Source organism: Rhizobium sp. Root1220, assembly GCF_001426265.1.
Lineage (GTDB): Bacteria > Pseudomonadota > Alphaproteobacteria > Rhizobiales > Rhizobiaceae > Rhizobium.
On record NZ_LMDG01000012.1, the window covers coordinates 361,161 to 376,941 of the forward strand.

Annotated in this window: 13 protein-coding genes; 6 read left to right on the plus strand and 7 right to left on the minus strand. The window is 60.1% G+C overall.

Annotation, left to right across the window (positions count from 1 at the left end):
- Nucleotide 1 precedes the first annotated feature (1 nt).
- The 3 genes from ASC90_RS11090 to ASC90_RS11100 all read left to right on the plus strand — a co-directional run bounded on the left by ASC90_RS11090 (nt 2) and on the right by ASC90_RS11100 (nt 4,120).
- Nucleotides 2-1,420, plus strand: coding sequence for a PLP-dependent aminotransferase family protein (locus tag ASC90_RS11090; RefSeq protein ID WP_056540248.1), 1,419 nt, complete (start codon nt 2-4; stop codon nt 1,418-1,420).
- A gap of 211 nt (nt 1,421-1,631) precedes the next feature.
- Nucleotides 1,632-3,866, plus strand: a complete 2,235-nt coding sequence (gene purL / locus ASC90_RS11095; protein WP_056539654.1) for a phosphoribosylformylglycinamidine synthase subunit PurL — start codon at nt 1,632-1,634, stop codon at nt 3,864-3,866.
- Between the two features lie 20 nt (nt 3,867-3,886).
- A complete protein-coding gene (locus ASC90_RS11100) occupies nt 3,887-4,120 on the plus strand; it encodes a BolA family transcriptional regulator (protein ID WP_004676237.1) in 234 nt (77 codons plus the stop codon).
- 350 nt (nt 4,121-4,470) lie between these two features.
- On the opposite strand, the gene ASC90_RS11105 is transcribed toward ASC90_RS11100, so the two are convergent.
- Complete coding sequence (locus tag ASC90_RS11105) at nt 4,471-5,631, minus strand: hypothetical protein (RefSeq protein WP_056539659.1); 1,161 nt, start codon at nt 5,629-5,631, stop codon at nt 4,471-4,473.
- A gap of 306 nt (nt 5,632-5,937) precedes the next feature.
- Here ASC90_RS11105 and grxD point away from each other — a divergent pair, with 306 nt between their 5' ends.
- The 3 genes from grxD (at nt 5,938) to ASC90_RS11120 (ending at nt 8,932) form a co-directional block, all read left to right on the plus strand.
- Nucleotides 5,938-6,273 carry a Grx4 family monothiol glutaredoxin gene (gene grxD, locus ASC90_RS11110; protein WP_056539662.1) on the plus strand — a complete coding sequence of 112 codons (336 nt, stop codon included), beginning with the start codon at nt 5,938-5,940 and terminating at the stop codon, nt 6,271-6,273.
- Between the two features lie 136 nt (nt 6,274-6,409).
- On the plus strand, nt 6,410-7,615 hold the full coding sequence (locus ASC90_RS11115) for a multidrug effflux MFS transporter (protein WP_056539666.1): 1,206 nt from the start codon (nt 6,410-6,412) through the stop codon (nt 7,613-7,615).
- 36 nt (nt 7,616-7,651) lie between these two features.
- Complete coding sequence (locus tag ASC90_RS11120) at nt 7,652-8,932, plus strand: multidrug effflux MFS transporter (protein ID WP_056539673.1); 1,281 nt, start codon at nt 7,652-7,654, stop codon at nt 8,930-8,932.
- 33 nt (nt 8,933-8,965) lie between these two features.
- Here the strand turns inward: ASC90_RS11120 and ASC90_RS11125 are convergent, their stop codons facing one another.
- The 6 genes from ASC90_RS11125 to ASC90_RS11150 all read right to left on the minus strand — a co-directional run bounded on the left by ASC90_RS11125 (nt 8,966) and on the right by ASC90_RS11150 (nt 15,752).
- Nucleotides 8,966-9,790 carry an inositol monophosphatase family protein gene (locus ASC90_RS11125; RefSeq protein WP_056539677.1) on the minus strand — a complete coding sequence of 275 codons (825 nt, stop codon included), beginning with the start codon at nt 9,788-9,790 and terminating at the stop codon, nt 8,966-8,968.
- 28 nt (nt 9,791-9,818) lie between these two features.
- A complete protein-coding gene (gene ttcA / locus ASC90_RS11130) occupies nt 9,819-10,703 on the minus strand; it encodes a tRNA 2-thiocytidine(32) synthetase TtcA (protein WP_056539680.1) in 885 nt (294 codons plus the stop codon).
- Nucleotides 10,704-10,761: 58 nt separating this feature from the next.
- The gene (locus ASC90_RS11135; protein ID WP_056539682.1) at nt 10,762-11,691 is read right to left on the minus strand and encodes a glutaminase; all 930 of its coding nucleotides are present in this window, start codon (nt 11,689-11,691) and stop codon (nt 10,762-10,764) included.
- A gap of 70 nt (nt 11,692-11,761) precedes the next feature.
- A complete protein-coding gene (rpsD, locus tag ASC90_RS11140) occupies nt 11,762-12,379 on the minus strand; it encodes a 30S ribosomal protein S4 (RefSeq protein WP_056539683.1) in 618 nt (205 codons plus the stop codon).
- Nucleotides 12,380-12,635: 256 nt separating this feature from the next.
- Nucleotides 12,636-14,093, minus strand: coding sequence for an alkaline phosphatase (gene phoA / locus ASC90_RS11145; protein ID WP_056539685.1), 1,458 nt, complete (start codon nt 14,091-14,093; stop codon nt 12,636-12,638).
- 144 nt (nt 14,094-14,237) lie between these two features.
- Nucleotides 14,238-15,752, minus strand: coding sequence for an ATP-binding protein (locus ASC90_RS11150; protein ID WP_056539688.1), 1,515 nt, complete (start codon nt 15,750-15,752; stop codon nt 14,238-14,240).
- Nucleotides 15,753-15,781 lie beyond the last annotated feature (29 nt).

Here is a 15,781-nt window from a genome sequence, read left to right on the forward strand (position 1 = left end):
GATGACAAATTGGCTCCCTGATCTTTCACGCGGCTCTGGTCCGGTTTACCTGCGTCTCGCAGACAGCATCGAGACAGCGATTGCGAGTGGCGCGCTAGCCGCGGGGAGTAAGTTACCCCCGCAGCGCAATCTCGCCTACGACATCGGTGTGACAATCGGCACAATCGGGCGCGCCTACGCGCTGGTTCATGAGCGGGGGCTCGTGGCTGGGGAAGTTGGGCGCGGCACTTATGTGCTGGACCGGGTGGCGGCGACGTTGAACAACCAGCCGGATCCTCTCACGGTTGCCCTCGGCGGCACCCGCGCCATCGATGCTCCTGCAAACAAGATTCGCTTTGACACCACAGCCGCTCCTGATCTGGGACAGGGCAAGATCATTGGTCGTGTGCTCGCCGAGATCGGCGAGCAGAAACTTTCCGAGATCTCGTCCTACTCGCGCGTGTTTCCGCAGAACTGGTACGAGGCCGGCCGTCAGTGGCTCGCCCGAAACGATTGGATGCCGAAAACAGAGAACATTGTTCCGACGCTCGGCGCACATGCGGCAGCCATCTCCGTAATCGCCGCCGTTTCTTCACCCGGCGACAAGATCGTCTTCGAAAACCTGAGCTATACCCAGGTTAGCCGCAGCGCCCGCATCCTCGGCCGCCGTACAATCACGGTCGATTCCGACGACGATGGCGTACTTCCCGACGACTTCGAGAGGCTCTGTCTCCAGCAACATCCAAAACTTGCCTTCCTGATGCCGACTGCGCACAATCCGACGCTGGCGACAATGCCTCTAGAACGTCGCGCAAGGATTGCCGAAATCGCAAAGCGGCACGGTGTTTGGCTGATCGAGGATGATCTCTACGGCGGCATGACCGGCGACGAGACCCCCCTCCTCGCATCACTGGCGCCCGACCGAACATTCCTGATCAGTGGCCTTTCCAAGGCCGTTGCAGCCGGCGTGCGTGGCGGTTGGGTTGCTTGCCCGCCGCATTTCGCCCAGCGTATAAAGGTGACGCACAAGATGATCACCGGCGGCCTGCCTTTCATTCTTGCGGAAGCCTGCGCCCGTCTGGTCGAAAGTGGCGAGGCTCATGCGATACGTCGCGCCAGTGTCGAGGAATTATCAGTGCGGGAGCGCCTCGCCCGCCAGCAATTCCAGGGCTTCGACTTTACCTCGCATCCGCATGTTCCTTTTCTCTGGCTAAAGCTACCAGATCCGTGGCTCTCCGGAACATTCAAGAACGCCGCGTACAGGGATGGTGTATTGATCGACGACGAAGATGAGTTCAGGGCCGCGCGCAGCGATAAGGTGTATCACCGAGTGCGCGTCGGCTTCTCATCTCCGAAGAACAGTGAAGATCTGGCTGCTGGTTTGATGATCTTGCGACGCCTGCTCGAAAGCGGCGGCGCCGGATACGATGGAGAGATATAGATCAACGACCGAAGTTTCATTGCCTTGGTTCCGCATGCTCCCGTCCCGACCTGTGCGATGGCCCCGAGGACGCGATGGTGCGGGCCAGGGTTGAGGTTGCATGCGGGCGTTTCCCGCTCTCTGTTAACAGCGGGCATTTTCCTGTCGCGCGTTTCATTCACTTAGGCTAAAGACTGCGAAATCGCGCAACGGCAGGGACTTCGCAGAGCTCATGACCATTTCCAATACCCGCCCGATCACCCCCGAACTGATCGCCGCCCACGGTCTGAAGCCGGACGAATACCAGCGGATACTGGATCTGATCGGCCGCGAGCCAAGCTTCACCGAACTCGGCATCTTCTCCGCGATGTGGAACGAGCACTGCTCCTACAAGTCGTCGAAGAAGTGGTTGCGCACGCTACCCACCAAGGGCCCACGCGTCATCCAGGGGCCCGGTGAGAATGCCGGTGTGGTGGATATCGACGATGGCGACTGCGTTGTCTTCAAGATGGAAAGCCACAACCACCCGTCCTACATCGAGCCCTATCAGGGTGCGGCAACCGGCGTTGGCGGCATTCTGCGTGACGTATTCACCATGGGTGCGCGGCCGATTGCTGCGATGAACGCATTGCGCTTCGGCGATCCAGATCATCCGAAGACCCGGCACCTTGTGTCGGGCGTCGTCTCCGGCGTCGGCGGCTACGGCAACTCCTTCGGCGTGCCGACAGTCGGCGGCGAGGTCGAATTCGATGCCCGCTATAACGGCAACATCCTGGTGAACGCCTTCGCTGCCGGCCTTGCGAAGTCGAATGCGATCTTCCTTTCCGAAGCCAAGGGCGTCGGCCTTCCTGTCGTCTACCTCGGCGCAAAGACCGGCCGTGACGGTGTCGGCGGCGCGACAATGGCATCGGCGGAGTTCGACGAATCCATTGAAGAGAAGCGCCCAACGGTGCAGGTTGGCGACCCTTTCACCGAGAAGTGCCTGCTCGAGGCCTGCCTTGAGCTCATGAAGACTGGCGCCGTTATCGCCATTCAGGACATGGGTGCGGCCGGCCTCACTTGCTCCGCTGTTGAGATGGGCGCCAAGGGGGACCTCGGAATCCTGCTCGATCTGGACACCGTTCCTGTTCGCGAAGAGCAGATGACGGCTTACGAGATGATGCTGTCCGAAAGCCAGGAGCGCATGCTCATGGTTCTCGAACCCGAAAAGGAAGCAGTCGCCAAGGCGATCTTCGTGAAGTGGGGCCTCGATTTCGCGATCGTCGGCAAGACCACAGACGACCTGCGCTTCCGCGTGGTTCATCAGGGTGACGAGGTAGCGAACCTTCCGATCAAGGACCTCGGCGACCAGGCTCCGGAATACGATCGCCCATGGCGCGACGCGGACAAGCGCGCGCCTCTCCCGGCCAATCTCGTCGCTGCTCCCGCAGACTACGGCAAGACACTCCTTCAGCTCGTCGCCTCACCCAACCAGTCAAGCCGCCGCTGGGTCTACGAGCAGTATGACACGTTGATCCAGGGCAACTCGCTTCAACTTCCCGGCGGCGACGCCGGTGTGGTTCGCGTCGAAAACCATCCGACGAAGGCCCTCGCCTTCTCATCCGACGTGACGCCGCGCTATGTCGAGGCCGACCCGTTTGAAGGCGGCAAGCAGGCCGTGGCCGAGTGCTGGCGCAACATCACTGCAACCGGGGCCGAGCCGCTTGCCGCTACCGACAATCTCAATTTCGGCAATCCCGAAAAGCCCGAAATCATGGGTCAGTTCGTCCTCGCTGTGAAGGGCATCGGTGAAGCATGCCGCGCCCTCGATTTCCCGATCGTCTCGGGCAATGTATCGCTCTACAACGAGACAAACGGCGTCGCTATCCTGCCGACTCCGACGATCGCCGGCGTAGGCCTTTTGCCGGACTGGAACAAGATGGCCCGTATCGGCAGCGCCGCCAACGGTGACAAGGCAATCATGATCGGAACCGACGGCAGCCATCTCGGCTCATCGATCTACCTGCGCGACGTGCTGGACAGCATCGATGGCCCCGCGCCGGAAGTCGATCTCTTCGCCGAACGCCGCAATGGCGACTTCGTTCGTTCGGTGATCCGCAACGGGCAGGCAACGGCTTGCCACGACATTTCCTCGGGCGGTCTCGCGCTTGCACTTGCCGAAATGGTGATGGCATCGGGCAAGGGTCTCAAGATCAGTCTCAACGAAGGCAAGGGCGCACCGCATGCTCTGCTCTTCGGCGAGGATCAGGCCCGCTACGTGATCACTGTACCGGCTGACGTCGCCAACTTCGTCTGTGCGAATGCGGAAGGTGCCGGCGTGCCCTTCCGTCGTCTCGGAACCGTCGAAGGCGAGAATCTGATCGTCGACGATCTGCTCTCGCTGCCGATTCAGCAATTGCGCGACGCGCATGAATCATGGTTCCCTGACTATATGGAAGGCCGCGGCACACTCGCTGCCACGGAATAATGCGCAAGGAGTAATCGATCATGGCTATGAAACCCGGTGACATCGAAGACATGATCAAGGCTGGCATTCCCGGCGCCAAGGTGACCATCCGCGATCTTGCGGGCGATGGCGATCACTACGCGGCCGAGGTTGTCGCAGAAGCGTTTCGCGGCAAGAGCCGCGTTCAGCAACACCAGATGGTCTACGAGGCGCTGAAAGGAAACATGGGCGGCGTGCTACATGCTCTGGCGCTTCAAACCTCAGCGCCAGATTAAGCCCACGAATAGGAATGCCCGGTCAAAGCCGGGCCTTCCTTTAATGGCGGCGCACTTTGGGCCGCACATGCCCACCAACCCATGCCGTCAGTCACCGTGGTGCGCGATAAAGAATGCGCCGACCAGTCCGAAGACCACAATGCATTGCATCAGATACATTGGCCATTCGCTTGACATGGTAAGCCTCGCTGAACCGTAGGCCGCGTGCGCATCTAGATGAAGAGGATCGGCGGCAATGGCTGATATAGCGCACCGCGGTCGTGGTCCTAGGCCTTCATTGAATGCTTTGATGCAGTTGTCACGGACCACGACGGTTTCGAGGACGGCTTATCGCATCAATCGCCAGGCGATCACGATAATTCCATTGTTTTCTCGATTTCCGGTCGGTAGCAGTCTGCCGGTACACGCCGCAATGGCCCCGCCGTCAGCAACGTGAAGTCGAACGGCGCCCTGATATCAGGACCGAGAACGTACTGCCGGTGAACGCGCAGCAAGTCCTTCTTGATCTTCTTGTAGTGCTCGGATGTCAGCATCTGCTTGACCCGGATAAAGACTATCTCCGGCTGCGGCGCGTCGGGATGTCCGCAAGCCTCCACGACGCGCACCTTGTAGAAATGGATTGCATCCGTCAGGCAGTGTATGTCCCGCCACTCGATGTTCGGGCACCGGGCGATCAGCCCCACCCGCGAGCGCAGCTGGTGCGCCGGTCGCAGCAGCGCGCACTGGAGGATAGCCGAGCCGAGGGTCGCAAAGATCACGCGCTTGCCGTCGAATATGCCAGGGTCCCTTTCCAGCAGCATGCCGATGACGTGCGCGGCAACATTCGACCCCATACTGTGGGACGAGATCACGTACTCGTCCGCCGCCTCCCCAAGCGCGGTCCGGGCTGCCGCTGCACACTCATCGAGCCACTCGTTGAAGTCCGCACGATCCATCCTGCCCATCGCGACGGCCATCTCCCAGTCGGCGAAAAGGTGCAGCGTGTAGAACCGCTCGGCAGCAGGCAGGAAGGCAAAAACGAAGAACCCCAGCGCCAGCGCAAGGCTCCACAACAAATGCAGCGGCGCAAGTTCCAAGTCGAGCGGAATGACGGCAATGGTGGCACTCAGTGAAAAGCCGAGCATCATCATCAGGAACGGGAAAAGGAAGAAGAGCCCGAACCGCCATGCATAACGGAAGTAGCCCAGCATGCCGCCATCGGCGATGATACGGGCTGCGCTGAGAAAGCCCGCGATGATCTGGCCGGATACGCTTTTCGATCGAAGACGCCGAAGCAGCACGTCATGATCGAACATGTGGAACCGACTGCGCATGTCCCAGCCATCGCCACTCGCCGCCACAGCGAAGGACAGCGGATAAGACCCTTCCGCCGCATCGCCTACCGAGACGTCGAAATTCCAGACAGCAGCGCTTTGCTTTGCTGATCGCGCATAGCGCGCCCTGTGGGCAGCGCCATCAAGCGGTTCGAACCCAGGGAAGTGAAGCACCACCCTTTTTGAATTGGCTTGCATATTTTCTTTCTCGGCCGCCCAAGGCGGCAAAAGCCTGGCAGGCTGCTTCGGAGAAAATTGTGGCTAAATCCCGGTAGCGTGCGCCCGTTGCTCGACGGATTTCACCGGTTTCGCTCGGATGCGATGAAACATGCCGACGCATGCAGCCTGCCGACGTATCGTTAGTGCAACAATCTTTTTTTGAAGCACCACTAGGCGGTCTTTTTTTGGTTCCGCCTGCTGGAAATCCGCCTATCACATGCTATCTAAGCTTAACGATTGAAACGGCGGGCCTTTAACCTGCCTGTTGAAAGGATTAGGTGTCCAATGAGCGGTATCAACGAATTCATCGACAACGAGATCAAGACGAACGACGTCGTCCTCTTCATGAAGGGCACACCGCAGTTTCCACAATGTGGTTTCTCCGGCCAGATCGTCCAGATTCTCGATCACATCGGTGTCGACTACAAGGGCATCAATGTGCTCGCCGATTCGGAAATCCGCCAGGGCATCAAGGACTACTCGAACTGGCCGACGATCCCACAGCTCTACGTCAAGGGCGAATTCATCGGTGGCTGCGACATCGTCCGGGAAATGTTCCAGGCGGGTGAATTGCAGCAGCACTTCCAGGAAAACGGCATTACCGTTCGCGGCGCCGCCTGATCGGTCACCGGGCGTCCGCCCGGTTTCCAAACCTGTATTTTTGTCCGAGGCGCTGTGCTGAACAGCGCCTTGGCCTGTTTTTGGGAATTTCATTGTGGCAGATTCATCACAAACCGTGCACGCGGGCCGAAGGCCCATGGGCAAAGGTGAATTCATCGCGCTTGCTGCCTTCCTGATGGCGATCAATTCCTTGGCCATCGACATCATGCTTCCGGCACTTCAACAGATCGGAGCGAGCCTGGGTGTCGAAAGCGAAAACCACCGACAGTTTGTTGTCTCATCCTATCTGCTTGGGTTCGGCCTCGCACAGTTGTTCTACGGTCCGCTTTCAGATCGCTTCGGCCGCCGTACACCGCTCCTCATTGGCCTCGGAATTTATATCTGTTCCGCACTCGGTATTGCACTGGTGCCGTCGTTCGCCGGGTTGCTGGCGCTTCGCTTCGTCCAGGGCATTGGTTCGGCCGCCACCCGGGTTATCACGATCTCGATCGTGCGTGACATCTACGGCGGCAGGCAGATGGCGGAAGTCATGTCATTGATCATGATGGTATTCATGATCGTTCCAGTCATCGCTCCTGGCAGCGGCCAGATCATCATGTTTTTCGGCAGCTGGCACCTGATCTTCGTGTTCATCGCGGTGATGGCAGCTTTGATCTCCGGCTGGGCCTATGTGCGTCTTCCCGAGACCTTGAACCCGGCAAACATCCGCCCCTTCACCGCCCGCTCGGTTCTCGGCGCCTTCAAGCTCGTCCTGACCAACCGCATCGCGCTCTGCTACACGATCGCCACCACCTTCATCTTCGGCTCACTGTTCGGTTTCATCAATTCAGCGCAGCAGATCTATGTCGGGATCTACGACCTTGGCGCCTATTTTCCTGTCGCCTTCGCGGGCGTCGCGATCTTCATGTCGATGTCGTCCTTCCTCAACTCGCGCCTGGTCGGCAAGCTCGGAATGCGGCGTCTATCACATGGAGCATTGCTCGGTTTCATCACAATCAACACGATCTGGCTGTTCGTTCTTCTGATCGGTCCGCACCCCATGCCCTTCCCCTTCTTCATAGGCTTCTTCGGCCTTGCGATGTTTCAGTTCGGCTGGATCGGCTCGAACTTCAACTCCCTGGCAATGGAGCCACTGGGCCATGTGGCCGGAACGGCATCGTCCGTGCTCGGCTTCATGAGCACAGTTGGCGGGGCGTTGATCGGTGCCGGCATCGGCCAGGCATTCAACGGAACCGCACTCCCGATGGTCGCAGGTTATTTCACTGTATCGATCATCGGCCTCGTATTCGTGTTGATAGCCGAGAAAGGCCGCCTCTTTCAGCCGCACAACCCGGCTGTCTGATTCTTTGAAACGACTTCACTTTTCAGGATACGCATAATGACGCCGCCTCATAAGCCGCACACCGAGAATCAGGGGTCCCGCCGCATCGGCATGGGCTTCGTCGAGTTTGTCATCACCATCGCTATCATGACGGCGAGCGTGGCGATGGCGATCGACAGCATGCTGCCTGCCTTGCCCGCCATAGGCCATTCACTAGGTGTCGCGAATGCCAATGACGCCCAGCTGGTCATCGGCGTCTTCTTCCTTGGCTTCGGCGTATCACAGATCATCTTCGGCAGCCTGTCGGACACCTTCGGTCGACGAAACATCCTGCTCGGCGGTCTCGCGGTCTACGTGCTCGCGATGTTTGCTGCGGCAGCAACAGGCAGCTTCGAGATGCTGCTGATCATGCGCTTCGTTCAGGGCCTTGGTGGCGCCGCCGTGCGCATCACAACCATGGCGATCGTTCGCGACTGCTTCGGCGGACGTGAGATGGCCCGCGTCATGTCCTACGTCATGATCGTGTTCATGATCGTGCCAATCGTCGCCCCGTCCGTTGGACAGCTCATTATCGCCTACGCCAACTGGCACTGGATCTTCATCCTTCTCGGCATCGTCGGTGCGATCCTTTTCGTCTGGGGGCTGATGCGGCTCAAGGAATCGTTGCCCCAGGAAGAGCGCATACCGCTTTCCGTGGGCAATGTGGTGGACGGTTTCAAGACGGTTCTCACCAACAAGATCACCTGCGGCTATATGATCGGGCTTACGATGTTCACGGCCGTCATCAGCGCCTATGTCATCTCAGTGCAGCAGGTCTTCGGCGAAGTCTACGGACTAGGCGATTGGTTGCCGATCGCGTTCGCCGCCACTGCCGGCGGCATTGCCATCGCCAACTTCGCCAACGGTTTCTTCGTGCGAAAGTTCGGCATGCGTCGCATCTCGCATGTTGCAATGATCCTCTTCACGATCATTTCGGCCATCGGCTATTTCAAGGCACTGGGCGGAAAACCCGATTTCGCCTTTGCCTACGCGCTGTTCACGATCCTGCTGATGATGTTTGCGGTCATCGCCACCAACTTTACCGCCATCAGCCTTGAGCCGATGGGCAACCTCGCCGGCACCGCGACCTCGGTCACCGGTTTCGTTTCGACCACCTTCGGCGCCATTCTTGGCGGCACGGTCGGTCAGCTTTTCAACGGCACCGTTCAGCCTCTGTTCGGCGGCTTCGCCCTGTTTGGCGCAATCAGCATCGTGTCAACGCTCTGGGCCGAAGGGGGCAAACTTTTCACGCATCCCGGCGACGATCCGAAACTGGATCCGGGCGGCGGACACTTCTGATGAAAAGGCCCGGCATGCCGGGCCTTTTCATATTTAGACGGTAAACACCTCGCGCCGCAGGAGGTCCCAGCTTTCCCTGTCGGGCGCGATCAGCAGCCCGCCGTCGACGTGATGCGGAAGATAAGGGGAGCCATCGAACCGCGCAGCATGGGCGCCCGCCTCCTGCGAGATCAGCGTGCCAGCAAGATGATCCCATGGCATCAGCTTGTTGTACATCAGGTAGTGAACATGCCCACCCGCGAAGGCGCGATATTCGTGGGCCGCACAGCGATAGTTTGCGAGGAATCGCACCTTGGCGAGATTGGCGAGCACCTCATCGCGTTTTCCCCTCGGCAGGAAACCGGTCGAGGCCATGCCGACCATCTGGTCGAGCACGACCGGCTTGGCCACCGAAAGCCGCTCCGCTTCGCCGTCCGGGCGTCTGAGCCACGCGCCGCCGCCCTTTTCGGCCAGAACCCAGTCGTCGCCCATCGGATCGTAGATGATACCGGCAACCGTCTCGCCATTGGCCACGACCGACGCCATGACGCCGAAGGCAGGAATACCAGATGCGAAGTTGAACGTGCCGTCGACAGGATCAACAACGATCGCAAGCTCGCTGCCTGCAAGCCGCCCGAGAAGTGCGGAATCGTCCGCAACGGACTCTTCGCCAATGAACAATGCCTCTGGCCACAGCGCAGCCACCTCGGCCTTGATCATACGCTCGGCCTGCAGGTCCGCCTCCGTCACCAGATCGGTCGCCTCGCTCTTGGCACGCACGTCGTTACTGCCGAGCCGCCGGAATCGTGGCAGTATCTCCGCCTTCGCCGCGCGCCGCAGCAGATCGGCAAGCGTCGTTACATCTATCTTGGAAGCCATGGCATGTCCTTTTTGCGCCTAGCGCCGGTTACTCACTTCTCGGCGTAGCCTTACCGGCCATCAGGCCTGCGAAATTGAAAAGCTTGGGATCGAGCAGGTGGGAAGGGTTCACGTGCGACAGGGCGCGCAGCATCGTATCCTTGCGCCCCGGCATGCGCCGCTCGATGTCGGCAAGCATGTCCTTCATCGCATTGCGCTGCAGCCCATCCTGGGATCCGCAAAGATCACAGGGAATGATCGGGAATTGCATGGCAGCCGCGAATTTCGCCATATCGTCTTCGGCGCAATAGGCGAGCGGCCGAAGGACCATGAGATTGCCTTCGTCATTCAGGAGCTTCGCCGGCATTGAGGCAAGACGCCCGCCATGGAAGAAGTTCATAAAGAAGGTTTCGAGAATATCCTCGCGGTGATGGCCGAGCACCAGTGCGTCACAACCCTCTTCCCGGGCGATCCGATAGAGATTGCCCCGACGCAGGCGCGAACAGAGCGAGCAGTATGTTCCGCCCGCAGGCACCTTCTCCTTCACGATCGAATAGGTGTCTCGATACTCGATACGGTGCTTTACGCCGATCCGCGTGAGGTATTCTGGCAGAATATGCTTCGGAAAGTTTGGCTGCCCCTGATCGAGATTGCAGGCGATCAGCTCTACGGGCAGCAAGCCGCGCCACTGCAGGTCCAGCAGCAGCGCCAGCAGCCCGTAGGAATCCTTGCCGCCCGAGACGCCGATCAGCCAGCGCTTCTGGCCGTTGAGCATGCCGAAATCATCGAACGCCTGCCTCATCTGGCGCAGCAGGCGCTTCCGCAACTTGTTGAACGAGACGGAGCCTGGCGCATCCGCAAAAAGCGCATGCGCGATGCCACCCTCGGTTTCCACCGTCTCCAGTTCATCGGCAATGTTCGCTGCGATGTTCATTTTTTTGTCCAATCAGAGTCTGATCTGCTCTAGCAGAAAGGCGCAGCGCAACACAGCATCAATCGCCGAAAACCGACCATCCCGTGCGCGCTGCCAGCATCTCCAGTGCGACGGCGCCGAGTTGCGAGTTTCCAACCTTGTTCAGCCCAGGCGACCAGACCGCCATTGACGCAATCCCGGGCGCAACGGCAAAAATCCCGCCGCCGACACCGCTCTTCCCAGGAAGACCGACGTGATAGGCAAAGTCGCCGGATCCATCGTAGTGACCGCAAGTGAGCATCAGCGCGTTTATGCGCCGCGCCCGCTTCGGCGAAACGACCGACAAGCCCGCCACCGGATTGCTGCCCCGCGCCGCCAGAAACAATCCTGCTTTTGCAAGCTGTTGGCATGTCATCGACAGCGCACATTGGTGGAAGTACACGCCGAGCACATGCTCGACCGGATGGTCGAGGTTGCCGTAGGACCTCATGAAATTCGCAAGCGCGAAGTTGCGAAAACCCGTCCGAGTTTCGGACTTTGCGACCTTGCCGTCGATCGTGACGGAATCGTCGTCCGCGAGATAGCGCACGAACCGCAGCAACTCTCCAATCGCTTCGCGTGGCGCGTGCCCCGACATGACGACGTCGCTGACGGCGATCGCGCCGGCGTTGATGAAGGGGTTGCGCGGGATACCGGCTTCCTGTTCGAGCTGCACGATCGAATTGAAGGCAGACCCGGAAGGCTCACGCCCGACCCGCTTCCATAATTGCTCGCCGACCTTGCCCAGCGCCAGCGTCAGCATGAAAACCTTGGATATGCTCTGGATGGAGAACGGTACGGCCGTATCGCCGACACTGTAGACTCCGCCGTCGACCGTCGTGACCGTCAACCCGAACTGCTTTGGATCGACCTTGGCAAGCTCCGGTATGTAATCCGCCACCTTGCCCTCGCCGATCCTCGGCGCGAGCTCCGCGTAGATGCCGTCGAGGACTGCCTGCAAATCCGTCATTATCATCTCTCCAGATAACAAAAAAGCCGCCCCGAGAGGCGGCCTTTCCGTATGCGAAAACGCCTCGCGATTAACGCGAATAGAATTCGACCACCAGATGCGGTTCCATGATGACGGCATAAGGCACGTCAGCGAGAGCCGGTACACGAGCGAAAGTAGCAACCATCTTGTTGTGGTCGACTTCGATGTACTCGGGAACGTCGCGTTCAGCCAGGCCAACCGATTCAAGAACCGAAACGAGCTGCTTGGACTTCTGACGCACTTCGATGACGTCGCCGGCCTTGCAACGGTAAGAACCGATGTTGACGCGGACGCCGTTCACAGTCACGTGGCCGTGGTTTACGAACTGGCGTGCAGCGAAAACGGTCGGAACGAACTTGGCGCGGTAGACGATCGCGTCCAGGCGGGATTCCAGAAGACCGATGAGGTTTTCCGAAGTGTCGCCCTTGCGGCGGTCGGCTTCAGCGAAGATCGCGCGGAACTGCTTCTCGCGCAGGTCACCGTAGTAACCCTTCAGCTTCTGCTTGGCGCGCAGCTGCACACCGAAGTCCGAAAGCTTGCCCTTGCGACGCTGGCCGTGCTGGCCCGGGCCGTATTCGCGACGGTTCACCGGGGACTTAGGACGACCCCAGATGTTTTCGCCCATACGGCGGTCAATTTTGTACTTGGACGATTCGCGCTTGCTCATCGTATTTCCTTTCAGAATGTTACGGCTGTTTGTTACCAAACAGCTCGAAGGAAACACGCCCTCCTTTGGCCCCTTTTTGGGAGGCCCGACAGGATTTTCCGGTTTCGCGAACTGGAAAGATCCACGGGACATGTCAAATGAAACACGGGACATTGCTGCCCCGTGCTGGCGCGGTCTTTAGGAGGAAGCCGCTGGAATGTCAAACACATTCCGCGCCAACCGATCAAAGCCGCTCGATTTTCGAGTCCGCACGACCCTACTTCATGCCGACCGTTTCGATCTTCAGACCGAGCGCGTCGCTGATCGTATAGAAAAGATCCGTCTGGTCCGTAAGACCGCTGACATTGGCAGCACGCGGGCCGTAGGCGGCGATACGCAGCTGGGCGCCTGTGTGGCCCTGGTCGTTCTCGTCATCCGAGTTGCCGTAGCTGACGGCCATGACCGCGCCATCCTTGGTCATCAACGCTTCCGTCAGGCCCGGTGCCTTGGTGTCCGCGTCGACGATCTGGCTGGCATGGGCGTGGTCTGCCGTAACGATGACAAGTGTATCACCGGCTTCCTGTGCGAACTTGAGCGCTTCCTGCACGGCTTCGTCGAGATCGACCGTCTCGCCGATCTGCCCGCACGGGTTGGCTGCGTGGTCCTGCTTGTCGATCGATGCGCCTTCAACCTGAAGGAAGAAGCCCTTTTCATTGGTGCGCAGCAGTTCGATCGCCTTGGACGTCATCTGCGCCAGAGTCGGTGTAGCGGCCGTACGCTTCTCGTTCGGCTTGCAGACGACAGGTTCCTTCTCGATGTTGCCGTAGTGGCTCGCCTTCGGGCCCTCCCAGCGGACCGGCATGTTGCCATCCGCGAAGAGACCGAGCACCGGCGCGTCGTTGTTAGCCTGCTTCACGGCCTGCAATTCGTCGAGGTTGGAGACGAGCTTGTAGCCACGCTCTTCGGCCTGCTGGTGCAGGGTCTTGTCCTTCCATTCGCCGGCCTTCGCGGTTTCGCCGAAACTCTTGGCGCCGCCACCGAGCGTCACGTCAGCGCGTGCATTCAGCAGCTGCTCGGTGATGGATCCCTTGCCGCCGTTTTCAAGCGCGTTGCTAGCGCACTTCTCGGAGGTAGCCTCCGGGCCATAACACTTGCGCTGCGTGACATGTGCGATCTGTACCGCCGGCGTCGCATCCTGAAGTTCGGCAGTCGAAACGTTGCCGGTGCCAAGACCAGCTGCCTTTGCCTTCTCGAGCAATGTCTCATGCGCGGCCTCGTGGATATCGACGCCGATCGCGCCGTTGTAGCTCTTCACGCCCGTTGCCCAGGCTGTGCCTGATGCCGCCGAATCGGTCACGTAGGTCGGCTTGCCCGTCTTCTTGTCCAGCGAGTAGTGTGTGTACTGGCCGGTCACCGGCAGGGCATCAATGCCGGGAAAATATTGCCCGGCGCCGACAGCATAGTTCCGCGCGATGGTGATTTCCGAATCGCCCATGCCGTCGCCGATGAGCAGAATCACGTTCTTCGGCCGGCCATCGACGATCGCCGCACGGTAGGCTGCCGTGATATCCCCGGAGAGCCGACGAGCCCCGCCGGGCACGCTGAGGTCGGCGCTTGCACCGCGATCGAGAAGCTTGCCGCTCGCATCCTCGGCATAGCCCGGCTGAATCGCGACAGTCGCGAGCAAAGCGGCAGCGAGGGCCTGTGACACATTGCGATGAATTCTCTTCCGCATGACGAATCTCCCTTATTAACGCATACGGCCCCCCACGGCCGCGCGTTTTTATCCTCCGCCGCGATGAAATGCGTGTGACAAAGCAGGACGCCTAAGCCCCCTGGGAGAAGATGAGCGCTTCTGCCAGAAAGGGAACGACGAGAACTATTCTGCCGCGGACCTGAGATCGTCAATGTCAGGCGCATTGGCGTCGCCTGGCGCCGTCTGGCAGTTCATGTCGGGGAAAGCGACGACGCGCTTGCCCGAGAAATCTGTGTGCACGACGACGGTCCCATGCTCCTCGAAATAACCAAGGAGGCGCCTGGCACGACGGGCCGAATGCGTTCCGTAGGCACGGGCGATCCGGGCGTCGGACGGGCACGGCTCGCCGCAGACCGCTGCCTTTGCGAGCATCAGGAACACGCCCTGCAAATCGTCCGTAACACCGTTCGAAAGCGACAGAGCAGTCGCCCAGGCATCGGTCTCGGCCGTCGCCGCATCGACGCCGGAACGGGAAATGGCCACTCTGCGTCGAAACTCCGGCAGCGACATCGGCGATCCCGACACGCGGCGCATGCGCAACCGGACGAGAAACTCCTGATAGAGCACCGAGTCGGTACGGAAACCGGAGCCCGGGTCGTCGAGGATTTCGCCAAGCACGGCCGCAAGACGCGCTTCGCGGTCCTCGGGAGACATTTCCGGCTGGCTGGGCCGCGTTTCGGTGGGCTGCGGAGCGGCGGCCGGCGTCGAGCGTGAAAGCTCGGCCAGAATATCCGTCGTCGGCCGTGGCGCCGGTGCTGCTCGGCGCATCAGCGGCCGCTGGAACTCTTCTGGATCCGGCGTAAAGATCAGATCCTCGACATCCTGGGGCGAATCCGGCAGCGGCATCAGCTTCGGGCTCGAAGAGCGCGCCGACGTCTCGACCATGCCGATCTGGATGGGCAGCGGGCGACGCGACAATGCCGGGCCGAGGGCGACGAAATTACCACGCTTCAGATCGCGGAACATTTCGGCCTGGCGGCGGTCCATGCCGAGAAGATCGGCGGCACGCGCCATGTCGATGTCGAGGAAAGTGCGGCCCATCAGAAAGTTAGAGGCTTCGGCCGCGACGTTCTTGGCAAGCTTGGCAAGGCGCTGCGTTGCTATCACGCCCGCCAGACCGCGCTTGCGGCCGCGGCACATCAGGTTCGTCATCGCACCGAGCGACATCTTGCGTGCGTCCTCCGAAACATCGCCGCCGACGGATGGCGCAAACATCTGCGCCTCATCGACCACGACGAGAACCGGATACCAGTATTCGCGATCGGCATCGAACATGCCGTTGAGAAAGGCGGCCGCGGCGCGCATCTGTTGCTCGACGTCAAGCCCTTCAAGCGTCAGAACGCACGAAACGCGGTGCTGGCGGATACGGTTGGCAATGCCGGAAAGCTCGGCTTCCGTCCGCTCGCCATCGACCACGACATGGCCGAACTTATCGCTGAGCGTAACGAAGTCGCCTTCCGGATCAATGATGACCTGCTGCACCCACTGCGCTGATTGCTCCAGCAGGCGACGAAGCAGATGCGATTTTCCGGAGCCGGAATTGCCCTGAACCAGAAGGCGTGTGGCCAGAAGCTCCTCGATATCGAGCGTGGCCGGATTGCCCCCGGACGCCATTCCCATATCGATACCAACCTGCAAGTCCAATTCCCCTTACAAAAGCAACGCCA

Coding starts and splice junctions, on each gene's coding strand:
- ASC90_RS11090 (WP_056540248.1), top strand. CDS start 2: ATGACAAATTGGCTCCCTGATCTTTCACGCGGCTCTGGTCCGGTTTAC.
- purL (WP_056539654.1), top strand. CDS start 1,632: ATGACCATTTCCAATACCCGCCCGATCACCCCCGAACTGATCGCCGCC.
- ASC90_RS11100 (WP_004676237.1), top strand. CDS start 3,887: ATGGCTATGAAACCCGGTGACATCGAAGACATGATCAAGGCTGGCATT.
- ASC90_RS11105 (WP_056539659.1), bottom strand. CDS start 5,631: ATGCAAGCCAATTCAAAAAGGGTGGTGCTTCACTTCCCTGGGTTCGAA.
- grxD (WP_056539662.1), top strand. CDS start 5,938: ATGAGCGGTATCAACGAATTCATCGACAACGAGATCAAGACGAACGAC.
- ASC90_RS11115 (WP_056539666.1), top strand. CDS start 6,410: ATGGGCAAAGGTGAATTCATCGCGCTTGCTGCCTTCCTGATGGCGATC.
- ASC90_RS11120 (WP_056539673.1), top strand. CDS start 7,652: ATGACGCCGCCTCATAAGCCGCACACCGAGAATCAGGGGTCCCGCCGC.
- ASC90_RS11125 (WP_056539677.1), bottom strand. CDS start 9,790: ATGGCTTCCAAGATAGATGTAACGACGCTTGCCGATCTGCTGCGGCGC.
- ttcA (WP_056539680.1), bottom strand. CDS start 10,703: ATGAACATCGCAGCGAACATTGCCGATGAACTGGAGACGGTGGAAACC.
- ASC90_RS11135 (WP_056539682.1), bottom strand. CDS start 11,691: ATGACGGATTTGCAGGCAGTCCTCGACGGCATCTACGCGGAGCTCGCG.
- rpsD (WP_056539683.1), bottom strand. CDS start 12,379: ATGAGCAAGCGCGAATCGTCCAAGTACAAAATTGACCGCCGTATGGGC.
- phoA (WP_056539685.1), bottom strand. CDS start 14,093: ATGCGGAAGAGAATTCATCGCAATGTGTCACAGGCCCTCGCTGCCGCT.